This is a genomic window from Pseudomonas sp. EA_15y_Pfl1_P101 (assembly GCF_963970835.1).
Classification (GTDB): domain Bacteria; phylum Pseudomonadota; class Gammaproteobacteria; order Pseudomonadales; family Pseudomonadaceae; genus Aquipseudomonas; species Aquipseudomonas tritici.
The window spans coordinates 184,322-199,314 of record NZ_CAXAPA010000006.1 but is presented as its reverse complement, the minus strand read 5'-3'; the positions used below and the strand labels follow the sequence as shown (position 1 = coordinate 199,314).

12 protein-coding genes are annotated in these 14,993 nt (G+C 60.4%); 6 read left to right on the top strand and 6 right to left on the bottom strand.

Translation table 11 applies throughout. The features are described from left to right. Nucleotides 1–62: 62 nt before the first annotated feature. Complete coding sequence (locus AACY36_RS11720) at nucleotides 63–1,847, bottom strand: ABC transporter transmembrane domain-containing protein (protein WP_339414875.1); 1,785 nt, start codon at nucleotides 1,845–1,847, stop codon at nucleotides 63–65. A gap of 245 nt (nucleotides 1,848–2,092) precedes the next feature. On the opposite strand from AACY36_RS11720, the gene AACY36_RS11715 reads away from it, so the two are divergent. Beyond that, nucleotides 2,093–2,266, top strand: coding sequence for a PA1571 family protein (locus AACY36_RS11715; protein WP_339414876.1), 174 nt, complete (start codon nucleotides 2,093–2,095; stop codon nucleotides 2,264–2,266). A 52-nt stretch (nucleotides 2,267–2,318) separates the two neighbouring features. Here AACY36_RS11715 and pdxB read toward each other — a convergent pair whose 3' ends face one another. Next, on the bottom strand, nucleotides 2,319–3,461 hold the full coding sequence (gene pdxB / locus AACY36_RS11710) for a 4-phosphoerythronate dehydrogenase PdxB (RefSeq protein ID WP_339497084.1): 1,143 nt from the start codon (nucleotides 3,459–3,461) through the stop codon (nucleotides 2,319–2,321). A 296-nt stretch (nucleotides 3,462–3,757) separates the two neighbouring features. Here pdxB and AACY36_RS11705 point away from each other — a divergent pair, with 296 nt between their 5' ends. Continuing rightward, complete coding sequence (locus tag AACY36_RS11705; protein WP_339414878.1) at nucleotides 3,758–5,152, top strand: MATE family efflux transporter; 1,395 nt, start codon at nucleotides 3,758–3,760, stop codon at nucleotides 5,150–5,152. Here the strand turns inward: AACY36_RS11705 and tusA are convergent. Beyond that, a complete protein-coding gene (gene tusA / locus AACY36_RS11700) occupies nucleotides 5,149–5,400 on the bottom strand; it encodes a sulfurtransferase TusA (RefSeq protein WP_339414879.1) in 252 nt (83 codons plus the stop codon). The two genes, AACY36_RS11705 and tusA, sit on opposite strands and share 4 nt — an antisense overlap. Nucleotides 5,401–5,556: 156 nt before the next feature. Then, a complete protein-coding gene (rlmM, locus tag AACY36_RS11695; protein WP_339414880.1) occupies nucleotides 5,557–6,633 on the bottom strand; it encodes a 23S rRNA (cytidine(2498)-2'-O)-methyltransferase RlmM in 1,077 nt (358 codons plus the stop codon). A gap of 196 nt (nucleotides 6,634–6,829) precedes the next feature. Here rlmM and acnA point away from each other — a divergent pair, with 196 nt between their 5' ends. Beyond that, nucleotides 6,830–9,571: an aconitate hydratase AcnA gene (acnA, locus tag AACY36_RS11690; protein ID WP_339414881.1), complete on the top strand. Its 2,742-nt coding sequence runs from the start codon at nucleotides 6,830–6,832 to the stop codon at nucleotides 9,569–9,571. A gap of 64 nt (nucleotides 9,572–9,635) precedes the next feature. On the opposite strand, the gene AACY36_RS11685 is transcribed toward acnA, so the two are convergent. Together AACY36_RS11685 and cysK are read right to left on the bottom strand one after the other, a co-directional pair. Then, nucleotides 9,636–10,571, bottom strand: a complete 936-nt coding sequence (locus tag AACY36_RS11685; protein WP_339414882.1) for an aspartyl/asparaginyl beta-hydroxylase domain-containing protein — start codon at nucleotides 10,569–10,571, stop codon at nucleotides 9,636–9,638. A 109-nt stretch (nucleotides 10,572–10,680) separates the two neighbouring features. Next, nucleotides 10,681–11,655 (bottom strand): cysteine synthase A, encoded by a 975-nt coding sequence (gene cysK / locus AACY36_RS11680; protein WP_339414883.1) that lies wholly within the window; start codon nucleotides 11,653–11,655, stop codon nucleotides 10,681–10,683. 125 nt (nucleotides 11,656–11,780) lie between these two features. On the opposite strand from cysK, the gene AACY36_RS11675 reads away from it, so the two are divergent. The 3 genes from AACY36_RS11675 (at nucleotide 11,781) to AACY36_RS11665 (ending at nucleotide 14,980) form a co-directional block, all read left to right on the top strand. Beyond that, nucleotides 11,781–12,857 carry a DUF748 domain-containing protein gene (locus AACY36_RS11675; protein ID WP_339414884.1) on the top strand — a complete coding sequence of 359 codons (1,077 nt, stop codon included), beginning with the start codon at nucleotides 11,781–11,783 and terminating at the stop codon, nucleotides 12,855–12,857. 99 nt (nucleotides 12,858–12,956) lie between these two features. Then, complete coding sequence (locus AACY36_RS11670) at nucleotides 12,957–13,802, top strand: AAA family ATPase (protein WP_339414885.1); 846 nt, start codon at nucleotides 12,957–12,959, stop codon at nucleotides 13,800–13,802. Then, nucleotides 13,802–14,980: a vWA domain-containing protein gene (locus AACY36_RS11665; protein ID WP_049709446.1), complete on the top strand. Its 1,179-nt coding sequence runs from the start codon at nucleotides 13,802–13,804 to the stop codon at nucleotides 14,978–14,980. The genes AACY36_RS11670 and AACY36_RS11665 overlap by 1 nt, the downstream gene beginning before the upstream one ends. Nucleotides 14,981–14,993: the final 13 nt, after the last annotated feature.

The following is a 14,993-nucleotide window of genomic DNA, read 5'->3' as shown; positions in this document are numbered from 1 at the left end:
TTTTTGCCCGCCACAATGAAAATGCCCGCATTGAGAGATGCGGGCATTTTTTTCAGTGGGATTTAATGTGAAGCAGGCTCTTCCACCCCATCGCTGAACTGCAACGCCGCCAACCGCGCATACAACGGATTGCTCGCAATCAACTGCTGATGCGTACCTACCGCCACCAGCTTGCCCTGGTCCATTACCGCAATCCGGTCAGCATTCTTCACCGTCGCCAAGCGATGCGCGATCACCAGCGTGGTACGCCCCTGCATCAATTGCGGCAGCGCTTGCTGGATCAGGTGTTCACTCTGGGCATCCAGCGCGCTGGTGGCCTCGTCCAGCAACAGGATCGGCGCGTCCACCAGCAACGCGCGGGCGATGGCCAGGCGTTGGCGTTGGCCGCCGGAGAGGCCCATGCCGCCGTCGCCGAGGTGGGTCTGGTAGCCATTGGGCATTTGCAGGATGAAGTCGTGGGCATGGGCGATGCGCGCGGCGGCTTCGACGTGTTCTGAAGTGGCCATCGGGTTGCCATAGCGGATATTTTCTTCGACGCTGCCGTAGAACAGCGCCGGGCTCTGGGATACCAGGGCGAAGTGGCGGCGCAGGTCCATGGGGTCGAGATCGGTCAGCGCGTGGCCTTCAATCAGGATGCGGCCTTGCTGGGGATCGTAGAAACGTAGCAACAGGTCGAAAATCGTCGATTTGCCCGCGCCGGACGGGCCGACCAAGGCCAGGGTTTCACCGGGATTGATCGTCAGGTTCAAGCCGTCGATGGCGAAGCTGTCCGGCCGTGACGGGTAGGAAAAGCGCAGGTCGTGTAGCGCCATGCGGCCGCTGACCCGCTCAGGTAATTGAACAGTGCCGCTGGCCGGCGCCTGGATGTCGTTGCTCGACTGCAACAACTCGCCAATCCGCTCGGCGGCACCGGCGGCGCGCTGCAATTCGCCGAGCACTTCGCTCAGGGTGCCGACGGCACTGCCGACGATCAGGCTGTAGAACACAAATGCCGCCAGCTCACCGCCGGAAATGCGCCCGCTGATGACGTCCATGCCGCCGACCCACAACATCACGCCCACGGCGCCGAGCACCAGCATGATCACCAGGGTAATCAGCCAGGCGCGCTGGGTGATGCGTTTACGCGCGGTGGTGAATGCGTCTTCCACGGTCATGGCGAAGCGCTGTTCGTCCTGCACCTGGTGGTTGTACGCCTGCACGGTCTTGATCTGACCGAGGGTCTCGGACACATAGCTGCCCACATCAGCGATGCGGTCCTGGCTTTGTCGCGACAGGCTACGCACGCGCCGACCGAAAAGCAGGATCGGCGCCAGCACCAGCGGCAACGCCACCACCACGATACTGGTGAGCTTGGGATTGGTGACAAACAGCAGCACGATGCCACCGATGACCATCAAGGCGTTGCGCAGGAACAGTGACAGCGACGAGCCGATCACCGACTGCAGCAAGGTGGTGTCGGTGGTCAGCCGCGACTGGATCTCCGAACTGCGGTTGTTCTCATAGAAGCCCGGATGCAGGTAGATCAGGTGGTTGAACACCTGCCGACGGATATCCGCCACCACCCGCTCGCCAATCCACGACACCAGGTAAAACCGCGCAAACGTGCCCACGGCCAGGCCCAGTACCAGGATCATGAACAGTCCAATGGACTGGTTGAACAGGTGCGGTGACTGGGTCATGAAGCCCTGGTCCACCAGCAAGCGAATGCCCTGCCCCATGGACAAGGTAATACCGGCCGTGACGATAAGCGCCAACAGGGCGCCGAGCGCCTGCCAGCGGTAGGGCCCAATGAAACGGCTGGCCAGGCGAATTGCACGGCGTTGACGGGCTGAGAACATGGAGGGCATCACCTGTGGAGGGGATAAAGTTATCTACACCACAACATTGGGGGAACTTGCCTAAATAACAATGAGTCAGGTTAATTATGCCCCGCGATGTTGCGCCTAGAGGCTACCGGTCTAACGCCTGGCTGGAAATTTGTATCGGTTTCTGGTCGACTGGGTGTCTGAACCGCTGAACGGGTAGGAAGTTGTAACAGCTCGGTCACGCGGGGGTCTTAAAGTGGGTATACAACCTGATGAGGAGACAGGCCATGACCTTGCAAAATAGCAGCGATGCCAACATTGAAGTGATCCGCCAGCCGCAGCAGTTGCCTTGCTCGTACATCGACGCCCAGGGCCGTGAAGTGCAGATCACCGAAGAGATGATCCAGCAAGCCTGCAGCGAACTGGAAGAAAAATTAGTCAAGCCTGCCCAGCAAGGCTGAAGCGCCACGCTCTTTCAAACCCGGCCCAGATGGCCGGGTTTTTTATTGGCGTTTAAATCGTCTTCGCACCCAATGCGGAAACGATACTGGCCAGCGCCATCGACTCCCCATTGATTCGCACCTTTACACCGTCGATCTCTCGGCGTGCGGGATAATGCTTGCGCAGCAGGTCAAAAGCCTTGCGCTGCTCTTCCACGGTTCCCACAAGGCTGCGGCGGAAATCCGCATCATCGCGGCGCGGGTCGTACACGCTGCGGCACAGGGTTGTCAGCGCCCAGGCCGGATCGGTCGATGCATTCAAATGCACCTCGTCCAGCCACAACGGTGGCAGCAGGTCGCTCAGTTGAATACCCGGTTCCTGGCCCAAGTGCGAACAGAACGCCTTATAAATCTGCGCCGTGCCGCGCTGCCGGCCTTCCAGGCTGTAGCCCGCGATATGCGGCGTAGCCAGCACACACAAGTCAGCCAGGTCGACATCCACCTGCGGTTCGCCTTCCCACACATCCAGCACCGCTTGCAGGTCTTCGCGTTCCAGCAGTACCTCGCGCAGGGCGGCGTTGTCCACCACTGCACCACGGCTGGCGTTGATCAGCCAGGTGCCGGGTTTGAGTTGCTCAAGGCGCTGGCGGTCAAGCAGGTGCCAGGTAGAGCCGTTGCCGGATTTGGTCAGCGGCGTGTGCAGGCTGATCACATCGCATTGCTCGATGATCTGCGCCAGGCTGACGTAATCGCCATCTTCGGCGATCTGCCGTGGCGGGTCGCAGACCAGGACGTTCCAGCCCAGGCCCTTGAGCACCTTCACCAACCGCCCACCGACCTCACCGGCACCGACCACGCCGTAAGTGCGCTGATTGAGGTCGACGCCTTCGATTTCAGCCAAGGTCATCAGGCTGCCCAACACATAATCCACAACGCCACGGGCATTGCAGCCGGGGGCGCTGGCCCATTGGATGCCGGCCTGCTTGAAGTAGTCGAGGTCCAGGTGATCGGTGCCGATGGTGCAGGTACCGACAAAGCGTACCTTGCTGCCCACCAACAGGGCACGGTTGACGTTGGTCACCGAGCGCACCAGCAATACATCGGCCTGCTCGACTGTAGCGCGGTCGATGGAACGGCCGGGCACGCGGCGAATCTCGCCAAAACCTTGGAAGAATGCATCGAGCAGCGGAATATTTTCGTCGGCAACAATCAGCATGGCAGGCTCCTTTGGCGGACCGGCAGTGTACAGGGAAGCGCTCTGCGTTCCATCGCAGATCGACGGTGCTATCAACTGCCTTGAGGGCGTTCTGTGTGTGTGGCTTGCCTGCGGTCGCATCGACTGGGTGTACTTGATACACCGAGGTGTATGCATCGCGGGCAAACCCGCTCCCCCAGTAGATCTGCGGTGCAGGGAAGATCGCTTACAAATCGCTAACACAGGTTTTTTCCTGACCGATGCGTCAATGCGTAGAATCCACGGTCCTTGCGCTTACCTTGATCGGACATCTGCACGTGAACACTGCCACCGCCATCCTCAGCCGCCCCGTCCGCATCACCCGGGAAGTCGGCGGCCTGCTGACACTCGCCTTGCCGATCATGATCGGCCAACTGGCCACCACCGCGATGAGCTTTGTCGATGCGGTGATGGCCGGCCGCGTCAGCCCCCAGGACCTGGCAGCGGTGGGCCTGGGCAACTCGATCTGGATTCCGGTCTACCTGCTCATGAGCGGTACGCTGCTGGCCACCACGCCGAAAGTCGCCCAACGCTACGGTGCGGGTCACTACAGCGAAATCGGGCCATTGGTGCGTCAGTCATTGTGGCTGGCCTTGGTGGTCGGCATTATCGGCGCACTGCTGCTGCTCTGCGCCGAGCCGATCCTGCATGCGATGAAGGTTGAACCGGACCTGATCGCGCCCACCATGGGCTACCTGCATGGCATCGCCGCCGGTATGCCGGCCATTGCGCTGTATTACGTGCTGCGTTGTTTCAGTGATGGCCTGGGCCGCACGTTGCCCAGCATGGTCATGGGCCTGTTCGGCCTGGCACTGAATATTCCGCTGAACTACATCTTCATCTATGGTCACCTTGGCCTGCCGGCCATGGGGGGCGTGGGCTGCGGCTGGGCCACGGCCATTTCGATGTGGGCGATGATGCTCGGCCTGGCCGTCTGGAGCCGTTGGGGCCCGGCCTACCAGAACAGCGAACTGTTCAAGCGTTTCGATTGGCCGCAGTGGGCGGTCATCAAGCGCGTATTGGGGATTGGCTTGCCCATCGGCATCGCGATCTTCGCCGAGTCGAGCATCTTCGCGGTGATCGCCCTGCTGCTTGGCGGCTTGGGCGCCACGGTGGTGTCCGGTCATCAGATCGCGCTGAACATCAGCTCTATGGTGTTCATGATCCCTTACTCCTTGAGCATGGCCATCACCGTGCGCGTGGGCCAGGCGCTGGGGCGCGGGAAACCGCGTGAAGCGCGCTTCGCCGCCGGTGTTGGCATGGGCACGGCGCTGGCCTACGCCTGCCTGTCCTGCAGCCTGATGCTGCTGTTTCGCGAGCAGATTGCGGCGATCTACACCCCGGACCCGGTGGTCATTCACTTGGCTTCGACGTTGATCGTGTTCGCCGCGCTGTTCCAGTTCTCCGACTCGATCCAGGTGACGGCGGCAGGCGCATTGCGCGGCTATCAGGACACACGGGTGACCATGGTGCTGACTTTGTTCGCGTACTGGGGCGTGGGGCTGCCGGTGGGTTACGCCTTGGGCCTGACCGACTGGCTGGGCGCACCGAGCGGCCCAAGCGGCTTGTGGCAAGGGCTGATCGTGGGCCTGAGCTGCGCGGCGGGGATGTTGCTGGTGCGCCTGGCGCGCAGTGCACGCCGGCGCATTCGCGCAGACCAGGCGCGGGGTTAAGCGGACTTCTTGCGGATCCAGTACAGGTACGTACCGGCCAGCGCCTGCTGATCCACCAGTTCGTGGTCAAGAAACACGCAGAACTTGGGGATATCGCGGCGCGTGGACGGGTCGGTCGCGATCACCTTGAGCAAGCCGCCAGGCGGCAGGTCGCGGATGTGCTGGTGCAGCATCATGACCGGTTCCGGGCAGTTGAGGCCGGTGGCGTCCAGCACAGCGTCTACGGGCAAATCGAGGGGCTGATTCATACATCACTCCTGAAACGGCGCCGCTCAACCTGTGGGAGCGGCGGTGCGACGGGTCGACTTGCTCGCGAACACGCGGGCACATTCAACATAAATTTCGACAGTTATACCGCTTTCGCGAGCAAGCCCGCACATTGGTCCTGTAGTCACCTCAAGGGCTCAGCGGGCCTTGGTTTTCTTCACCTCCACCAGCCGACGCAAATGGCAGGTCACTTCCTCGCGGTCGTGATACAGCTGCTTGCAGCCGATCTCCACGCGAATGCCGCGCGCCTTGAAACCGTCTTCGATGCGCTCCAACAAGCGCTTCACTTCGGCGTAACGCTGCTTCATCGGCAACTTCAAGTTCACCACCGCTTCACGGCAATGCCCCTCGCCGATCCAGGTTTCCAGCAGCGCGGCGTTACGCGCAGGCTTCTCGACGATGTCGCAGACCATCCAGTCCACCGGCTGCTTGGGCACGAAGGTAAAGCCGTCGGCCATCAAGTGCTGCACTAGGCCGGTGTCCATCAGGCTTTCGGCCATGGGGCCGTTGTCGATGGCGGTCACCAGCATGCCGCGGTTGACCAGTTGCCAGGTCCAGCCGCCCGGCGCTGCGCCGAGGTCGACGCCGGTCATGTCGCCGTGCAGGCGCTCGTCCCATTGGTCGCGGGGGATAAAGTGGTGCCAGGCCTCTTCCAGCTTGAGGGTCGAGCGGCTTGGCGCGTCGCGCGGGAACTTGAGGCGCGGGATGCCCATCGGCCACATGGCCGAGTTGTTCGGCTCGGCCAGGCCCATGAACACTTCACGGCCGCTTTTGAAGGTCAGCAGCAGGCGCGGCTTGCTCGGGTCATCCACCAGCTTGCCGGCGTTCAATAAAGCTTTACGCAGGTGCACTTCGAGTTTTTTGCAAAAATTCGAGAGTTCCTTGCCGTCGTTGGTGTCGACCATTTCCAGCCACAGGCTGCCGCACACCGGAAAACCCTGCAGGTGAGCGAGGATCACGCTGATGCGGTCAGTTTCCGGCAGGTCGATGAATACCCCGCGCGCCCACTGCCTTGGGAAGATCAGCTCGGCAAAGCGCTGGCCGTGCATCAGGCGCTGAGCGCCGTCTTCTTCGGTGCAGACAAATTCGGCGCAGGCGCTGCCGGTCTTGGCCTTGGCATAGCCGGAAACGTTCAGGCGCGCGGCGAGGTCCGCGATCTCGGAACAGACTTCGCTTTCAAAACCCGGGCGGCAGTGCATAAAAAGGGTGTTCATCAACTCTCCTGGTGAATCAACCGACGTTGCGCTGTCGCAATGCCTGTCATGAAAACCCGCGCATGATAACGGAGTTCGGAACCTTGGACTTAACGATAGAGTCCAGTTATTAGCCTGCTAATGAAAACAGGGCTAAGTTGATAGCTCTGTTCGTCCCGTCAGGTCCGTAGCCGTGCGGACCATAAGGAGTCGTGTCATGTCATCGCTTGATAGCCTGAGTACCCTTAAAACTCTTGAAATAGACAGTAAAACCTACCACTACTTCAGCCTGCCCGAAGCCGCCAAGCGCTTGGGCGACCTGGATAAGCTGCCGATGTCGCTCAAGGTGCTGCTGGAAAACCTGCTGCGCTGGGAAGACGGTAAGACCGTCACTGGCACCGACCTCAAGGCTATTGCCGCCTGGCTCAAGGAGCGTCAGTCCGACCGTGAGATCCAGTACCGCCCCGCCCGGGTGTTGATGCAAGACTTTACCGGTGTGCCCGCCGTGGTCGACCTGGCCGCCATGCGCGCCGCCGTGGCCAAGGCCGGTGGCGACCCGCAGCGTATCAACCCGCTGTCGCCGGTGGATTTGGTGATCGACCACTCGGTGATGGTCGACAAGTTCGGCAACGCCGACGCCTTCGAGCAAAACGTCGACATCGAGATGCAGCGCAACGGCGAACGCTACGCCTTCCTGCGTTGGGGCCAGAGCGCCTTCGATAACTTCAGCGTGGTGCCACCGGGCACTGGCATCTGCCACCAGGTCAACCTCGAATACCTCGGCCGCACCGTGTGGACCAAGGACGAAGACGGCCGCACCTACGCCTTCCCCGACACCTTGGTCGGCACCGACTCCCACACCACCATGATCAACGGCCTCGGCGTACTCGGCTGGGGCGTGGGCGGGATCGAAGCGGAGGCTGCGATGCTCGGCCAGCCGGTGTCGATGCTGATCCCGGAAGTGATCGGCTTCAAGCTCACCGGCAAATTGAAGGAAGGCATCACCGCCACCGACCTGGTGCTGACCGTGACCCAGATGCTGCGCAAGAAAGGCGTGGTGGGTAAATTCGTCGAGTTCTACGGCGATGGTCTGGCCGACCTGCCGTTGGCCGACCGCGCCACCATTGCCAACATGGCCCCGGAATACGGCGCCACCTGCGGCTTTTTCCCGGTGGATGAGGTAACGCTGGACTACCTGCGCTTGTCTGGCCGACCTACGGAAACCGTAAAACTGGTTGAGGCCTACACCAAGGCGCAGGGCCTGTGGCGCAATGCCGGCCAGGAGCCGGTATTCACCGACAGCCTGGCGCTGGACATGGGCAGCGTCGAAGCCAGCCTCGCCGGGCCAAAACGCCCACAGGACCGAGTGTCGCTGCCAAATGTCGGCCAGGCATTCAGCGACTTCCTCGACCTGCAGTTCAAACCCACCAACAAGGAAGAAGGTCGCCTCGAAAGCGAAGGCGGCGGCGGGGTTGCCGTGGGCAATGCCGACCTGGTGGGCGAAACCGACTACGAATACGACGGCCACACTTACCGCCTGAAAAACGGTGCCGTGGTGATCGCCGCGATCACCTCCTGCACCAACACCTCCAACCCCAGTGTGATGATGGCGGCCGGGCTGGTGGCGAAAAAGGCTGTGGAAAAGGGCCTCACCCGAAAACCTTGGGTGAAAACCTCGCTGGCCCCGGGCTCCAAGGTGGTCACTGATTACTACAAGGCGGCAGGTCTGACCCACTATCTGGATAAACTCGGCTTCGACTTGGTGGGTTACGGCTGCACCACGTGCATCGGCAACTCCGGGCCGTTGCCCGAGCCGATCGAGAAAGCCATCCAGAAAGCTGACCTTGCCGTAGCGTCGGTGCTCTCCGGCAACCGCAACTTCGAAGGCCGCGTGCATCCGCTGGTCAAGACCAACTGGCTGGCGTCACCGCCCCTGGTCGTGGCTTATGCCCTGGCCGGCACCGTGCGTATCGATATCAGCAGCGAACCGCTGGGTAACGATCAAGCGGGCAATCCGGTCTATCTGAAAGACATCTGGCCCACCAGCCAGGAAATTGCCGACGCCGTCGCTCAAGTCACCACGGGGATGTTCCACAAGGAATACGCCGAAGTGTTTGCCGGTGACGAACAGTGGCAAGCGATTGAAGTGCCGCAAGCCGCGACGTACGTGTGGCAGAAAGACTCCACCTACATCCAGCACCCGCCATTCTTCGACGATATTTCCGGGCCTCTGCCGGTGATCAAGGACGTCAAAGGCGCGAATGTGCTGGCGATGCTGGGAGACTCGGTCACCACTGACCACATCTCCCCCGCCGGCAACATCAAAACCGACAGCCCTGCAGGCCGTTACCTGCGCGAACAAGGCGTGGAGCCACGCGACTTCAACTCCTATGGCTCACGCCGAGGCAACCATGAAGTGATGATGCGCGGCACCTTTGCCAACATCCGCATCCGCAATGAAATGCTCGGCGGCGAGGAAGGCGGTAATACGCTGTATATCCCTACCGGCGAGAAAATGCCGATCTACGACGCCGCGATGAAATACCAGGCTTCGGCCACGCCGCTGGTGGTGATTGCCGGCCAGGAATACGGCACAGGCTCAAGCCGTGACTGGGCGGCCAAAGGCACCAACCTGCTGGGTGTGAAGGCCGTGATTGCCGAGAGTTTCGAACGCATTCACCGCTCCAATCTGGTGGGCATGGGCGTGCTGCCGCTGCAGTTCAAGCTGGACCAGAACCGCAAGTCGCTGAAGCTGACGGGCAAGGAGCAGGTCGACATTCTTGGGCTGACGGAGACAGAGATCGTGCCGCGCATGAACCTGACGCTGGTGATTACGCGGGAGGATGGCAGTACAGAGAAGCTAGAGGTGCTGTGCCGGATTGATACGTTGAATGAAGTGGAATACTTCAAGGCGGGGGGCATTCTGCACTACGTACTGCGCCAACTGATCGCGTCCTAACAAACGCTGAAGATCAAATGTGGGAGCGGGCTTGCTCCCTCCCACATTTTTGACCGCGTTCCGATCAGAACAGCCACTTCCACAGCAGCACCAGCACGACGACCGCCAACACCGGCCGGGCAATCCGGTACGCCTTGGGATGCTTGCGCTTCCACTGCTTCACCACACCGCTGAACGTGTCACTGAACGTCTTGCTCCAGGCATACGCCTGGTTGATCCCACCCACCCGCTCGTCATCCAGGTTCTGCGGTGCAGTCGCGCGGCCCAACTGCTTGCTGACCCAGCGGTTGACGCGGGTCATCACGCGGTTGCTCAGCGGCCGCTCAATGTCGCAGAACAGAATCACACGGGTCTGCTCGGTTTCGTTCTTGACCCAGTGCACGTAGGTTTCGTCGAACATCACGTCGTCACCGTCGCGCCAGGCGTATTCCTCGCCGTCAACAAAGATCCGGCAGGCGTCGGAATTCGGCGTGGACAACCCCAGGTGGTAACGCAGCGAGCCGGCAAACGGGTCGCGATGCGGGTTGAGGTGGCTGCCGCCAGGCAACAGCGCGAACATCGCGCCTTTCACGTTAGGAATGCTGCTCACCAGTGCTACGGTTTTCGGGCACAGTGCCTCGGCCGACGGCAGGGGTTTGTCGTACCACTTGAGGTAGAAACGCTTCCAGCCCTTCTTGAAGAACGACCCGAAGCCAGCGTCGTTGTTCTTTTCGGCAGCGCGGATGTAACCCTCGTCGAACAGGTGCATGGCCTCTTCGCGGATCACTTCCCAGTTGTCCTTGAGCACGTCCAGTTCCGGGAACTTGCTGCGGTCCAGGTACGGTTTGGACGGCACCGCCGAGAACAGGTACATCAAGGCGTTATACGGAGCGAACAGCGCCGAATGGTTGACGAATTGGCGCAACATCGGCAAACGGGCCTTACCGCGCAGGTGCACATACAGCGTGCTGCCAATAAACAACAGCAACACCGACAGTTTGGCGGCCAAAGAAAAGGTCATGCAGCAACTCCTGGAAATAAGCGCCTGGCCAACAGCAGACGTAGCAGCCGGCCATGATAAACATTTGGGCCAGTATGCAGAAGGCCTAGCTTACCTGCGCTGATTCACATCAAGCCTGGTTTTCCTGTTCGGTAAACAAATCGCTGAACAGCATGCTCGACAGGTAACGCTCACCGGAGTCCGGCAGAATCACCACGATGGTCTTGCCTTGCATTTCCGGCTTCTCGGCCAGGCGCACCGCCACGGCCATCGCGGCGCCGCAGGAGATGCCGCACAGAATCCCTTCTTCCTGCATCAGACGCCGGGCCATGGCCTTGGATTCGTCGTCGGTGACCAGCTCCACGCGGTCGACCATCGACAGGTCGAGGTTTTTCGGCACGAAACCGGCGCCGATGCCCTGAATCTTGTGCGGGCTCGGCTTGATTTCCTCACCGGCCAGCGCCTGGGTGATCACCGGCGACACGATTGGCTCGACGGCCACCGACAGAATCGGCTTGCCCTGAATGTTCTTGATATAGCGCGACACGCCGGTGATGGTGCCGCCGGTACCCACGCCCGCGACCAGCACGTCCACGGCGCCATCGGTGTCATTCCAGATTTCCGGGCCGGTGGTTTTTTCGTGGATCGCCGGATTCGCCGGGTTTTCGAATTGAGCCGGCATGAAATAAGTGGCCGGATCGCTGGCGACGATTTCGCCAGCCTTTTCGATAGCGCCCTTCATGCCCTTGGCCGGTTCGGTCAGCACCAATTCGGCCCCCAGGGCCTTGAGCACTTTGCGCCGCTCGATACTCATGGACGCCGGCATAGTCAGCAGCAATTTATAGCCACGTGCAGCGGCGACAAACGCCAGGCCGATGCCGGTGTTGCCGGAGGTGGGTTCGACAATGGTCATGCCCGGCTTGAGTTTGCCGGTGCTTTCAGCGTCCCAGATCATGTTTGCGCCAATGCGGCATTTCACCGAGTAACCTGGGTTACGCCCCTCGATCTTGGCCAGAATGGTCACGCCACGCGGTGCGATACGGTTGATCTGAACCAGGGGCGTATTACCGATGGAGTGCGCGTTGTCTGCAAAGATACGGCTCATGACGGGTCCTATTTGGCAGTTTCCAGAAAGCCCCAAGGGTATGCCTCACCTCTCGAAGCGTCCAGTCGGAGGAACGTTGGCGCATTCAAAACAGTCAACCTCCTAACTGCAAGGAGATCTGCACCATGAAACGTCGTTACAGTTGGCCGCTATGGACCGTCGCCGGGCTGGTGGTGGTATTGGTTGCCTTGAACATCGCGCTGCCCTATCTGGTGCGCAACTATTTGAATGAAAAGCTCGCCGACATGGGGGACTACCGTGGCGAAGTCACTGATGTGGACTTGGCGTTGTGGCGCGGTGCCTATCGCATCAATGGCCTGAAGATCGTCAAGGTCGACGGCAAGGTGCCCGTACCGTTCGTCAACGCGCCGTTGATCGAATTTGCCGTGAGCTGGCACTCGTTGTGGTACGACCATGCGGTGGTCGCCGAGGGGCATTTCGTCAAGCCGGAGCTCAACTTCGTCGACGGCGGCGCCAACAAGCAGGCGTCACAGACGGGTGAAGGCACCGACTGGCAGGAACAGTTGAGAAAACTGCTGCCGATCACCCTGAATGAAATGCGCATTGAAGACGGCAAGATTTCGTTCCACAACTTCAATTCCAAACCGCCGGTGAACATCAACACCACCTCGGTCAATGCCAGTTTCTACAACCTCACCAACGTGGTGGACGTCAAAGGCAAGCGCGACGCGCGCTTCGAAGGCAAGGCCTTGCTGCAAGGCCAGGCGCCATTGGAGGCCACGGCGACGTTTGATCCGCTGAGCGACTTTGAAGAATTCGAGTTCCGCTTCCGCGCTCGCGACCTGCAGCTCAAGCGCATGAATGACTTCGCCTCGGCCTACGGCAAGTTCGACTTCAAGGCCGGCACCGGCGACGTGGTGATCGAAGCCCAGGCCGAAAAAGGCCAACTGACGGGTTACATCAAACCGCTGCTGCGCAACGTGGAAGTGTTCGACTGGAAGCAGGACGTGGAGAACAAGGACAAGAACGTCTTCCGCTCGATCTGGGAAGCCGTGGTCGGCGCCAGTGAAACAGTGCTGAAAAACCAGAGCAAAAACCAGTTCGCCAGCCGCGTCGAGCTCAGTGGCAGCGTGCACCAGCAAGATGTCAGCGCGTTCTCGGCCTTTATCTCGATTTTGCGTAATGGATTCATCCAGGCATTCAATGCGCGATATGAACAGCCCAAGCCCTCGGCGGACTAGGCCTGACTGACCATTCAGAGACTGAATAGCCCGTCTGCGTTCACAGTCGCCAGGGCTGCGCGGTATAGTCCGGCCATTGATGAATTCGAGGAAACACCGATGAAGTTCGAAGGCACCCAGGCCTACGTTGCCACCGACGACCTGAAACTGGCCGTCAACGCCGCCATCACCCTGGAGCGACCGTTGCTGGTCAAGGGCGAGCCTGGCACGGGCAAGACCATGCTTGCCGAGCAACTGGCCGATTCCTTCGGCGCCAAACTGATCACCTGGCACATCAAGTCCACCACCAAGGCCCATCAGGGCCTCTACGAGTACGACGCGGTCAGCCGCCTGCGCGACTCGCAACTGGGCGTGGATAAGGTGCACGACGTGCGCAACTACTTGAAGAAGGGCAAGCTCTGGGAAGCCTTCGAGTCCGAAGAGCGGGTAATCCTGCTGATCGATGAAATCGACAAGGCCGACATCGAGTTCCCCAACGACCTGCTGCAAGAACTCGACAAGATGGAGTTCTACGTCTACGAAATCGATGAGACCATCAAGGCGAAGAAGCGCCCGATCATCATCATTACCTCCAACAACGAAAAAGAGCTGCCGGACGCGTTCCTGCGCCGCTGCTTCTTCCATTACATCGCCTTCCCCGACCGCACCACCCTGCAAAAGATCGTCGATGTGCACTACCCCGACATCAAGAAAGACCTGGTCAGCGAAGCGCTGGACGTGTTCTTCGACGTGCGCAAAGTACCCGGGCTGAAGAAAAAACCGTCCACCTCCGAACTGGTCGACTGGCTCAAGCTGCTGATGGCCGACAACATCGGCGAAGCCGTGCTGCGCGAGCGCGACCCGACCAAGGCCATCCCGCCGCTGGCCGGTGCGCTGGTGAAGAACGAGCAAGACGTGCAGTTGCTGGAGCGTCTGGCGTTCATGAGCCGTCGCGGTAATCGCTGATGCTGCTCAACCTGTTCAACGAGATGCGCGCCGCCAAGGTGCCAGTGTCGGTGCGCGAGCTGCTCGACCTGATCAACGCGCTGAAACAGCGCGTGACCTTCGCCGACATGGACGAGTTTTACTACTTGGCCCGGGCAATCCTGGTAAAGGACGAACGGCATTTCGACAAGTTTGACCGCGCCTTCGGCGCGTATTTCAACGGCCTGGAAAAACTCGACGACCACCTGCAGGCACTGATCCCCGAAGACTGGTTGCGCAAGGAATTCGAACGCTCGCTGAGCGATGAGGAACGCGCGCAGATCCAGTCCCTCGGCGGCCTCGACAAATTGATCGAGGAATTCAAGAAACGCCTGGAAGAACAGAAGGAACGCCACGCCGGCGGCAACAAATGGATTGGCACCGGCGGCACCAGCCCGTTCGGTTCCGGCGGCTACAACCCCGAGGGTATTCGTGTCGGCGATGCTGGCAAGCGCCAGGGCAAGGCGGTGAAAGTCTGGGACCAGCGCGAGTACAAGAACCTCGACGACCAGGTCGAGCTGGGCACGCGCAACATCAAAATCGCCCTGCGCCGCCTGCGCAAATTCGCGCGCCAGGGTGCGGCTGAAGAGCTGGACATTGACGGCACCATCGACCACACCGCCCGCGATGCCGGGCTGCTGAATATCCAAATGCGCCCGGAGCGACGCAACACCATCAAGCTGTTGCTGCTGTTCGACATCGGCGGCTCGATGGATGCCCACGTGAAAATCTGCGAAGAGCTGTTCTCCGCGTGCAAGACCGAGTTCAAACACCTGGAGTACTTCTACTTCCACAATTTTGTGTACGAATCGGTGTGGAAGAACAACCTGCGCCGCACGTCCGAGCGCACGTCAACCCAGGACCTGCTGCACAAGTATGGCGCCGATTACAAAGTGATCTTTATCGGCGACGCGTCGATGGCGCCGTATGAGATTACCCAGGCGGGTGGCAGCGTCGAGCACTGGAATGAAGAGCCGGGTTATGTGTGGATGCAGCGCTTCATGGCCAAGTACAAAAAGCTGATCTGGATTAACCCGTATCCGAAGGATACCTGGGGGTATACGGCGTCGACGGGGATTGTGCGGGAGTTGGTGGAGGATCAGATGTATCCGTTGACCCTGCGGGGGTTGGAAGAAGGGATGCGGTTTCTCTCCAAATAAACGGCGCGCCCAC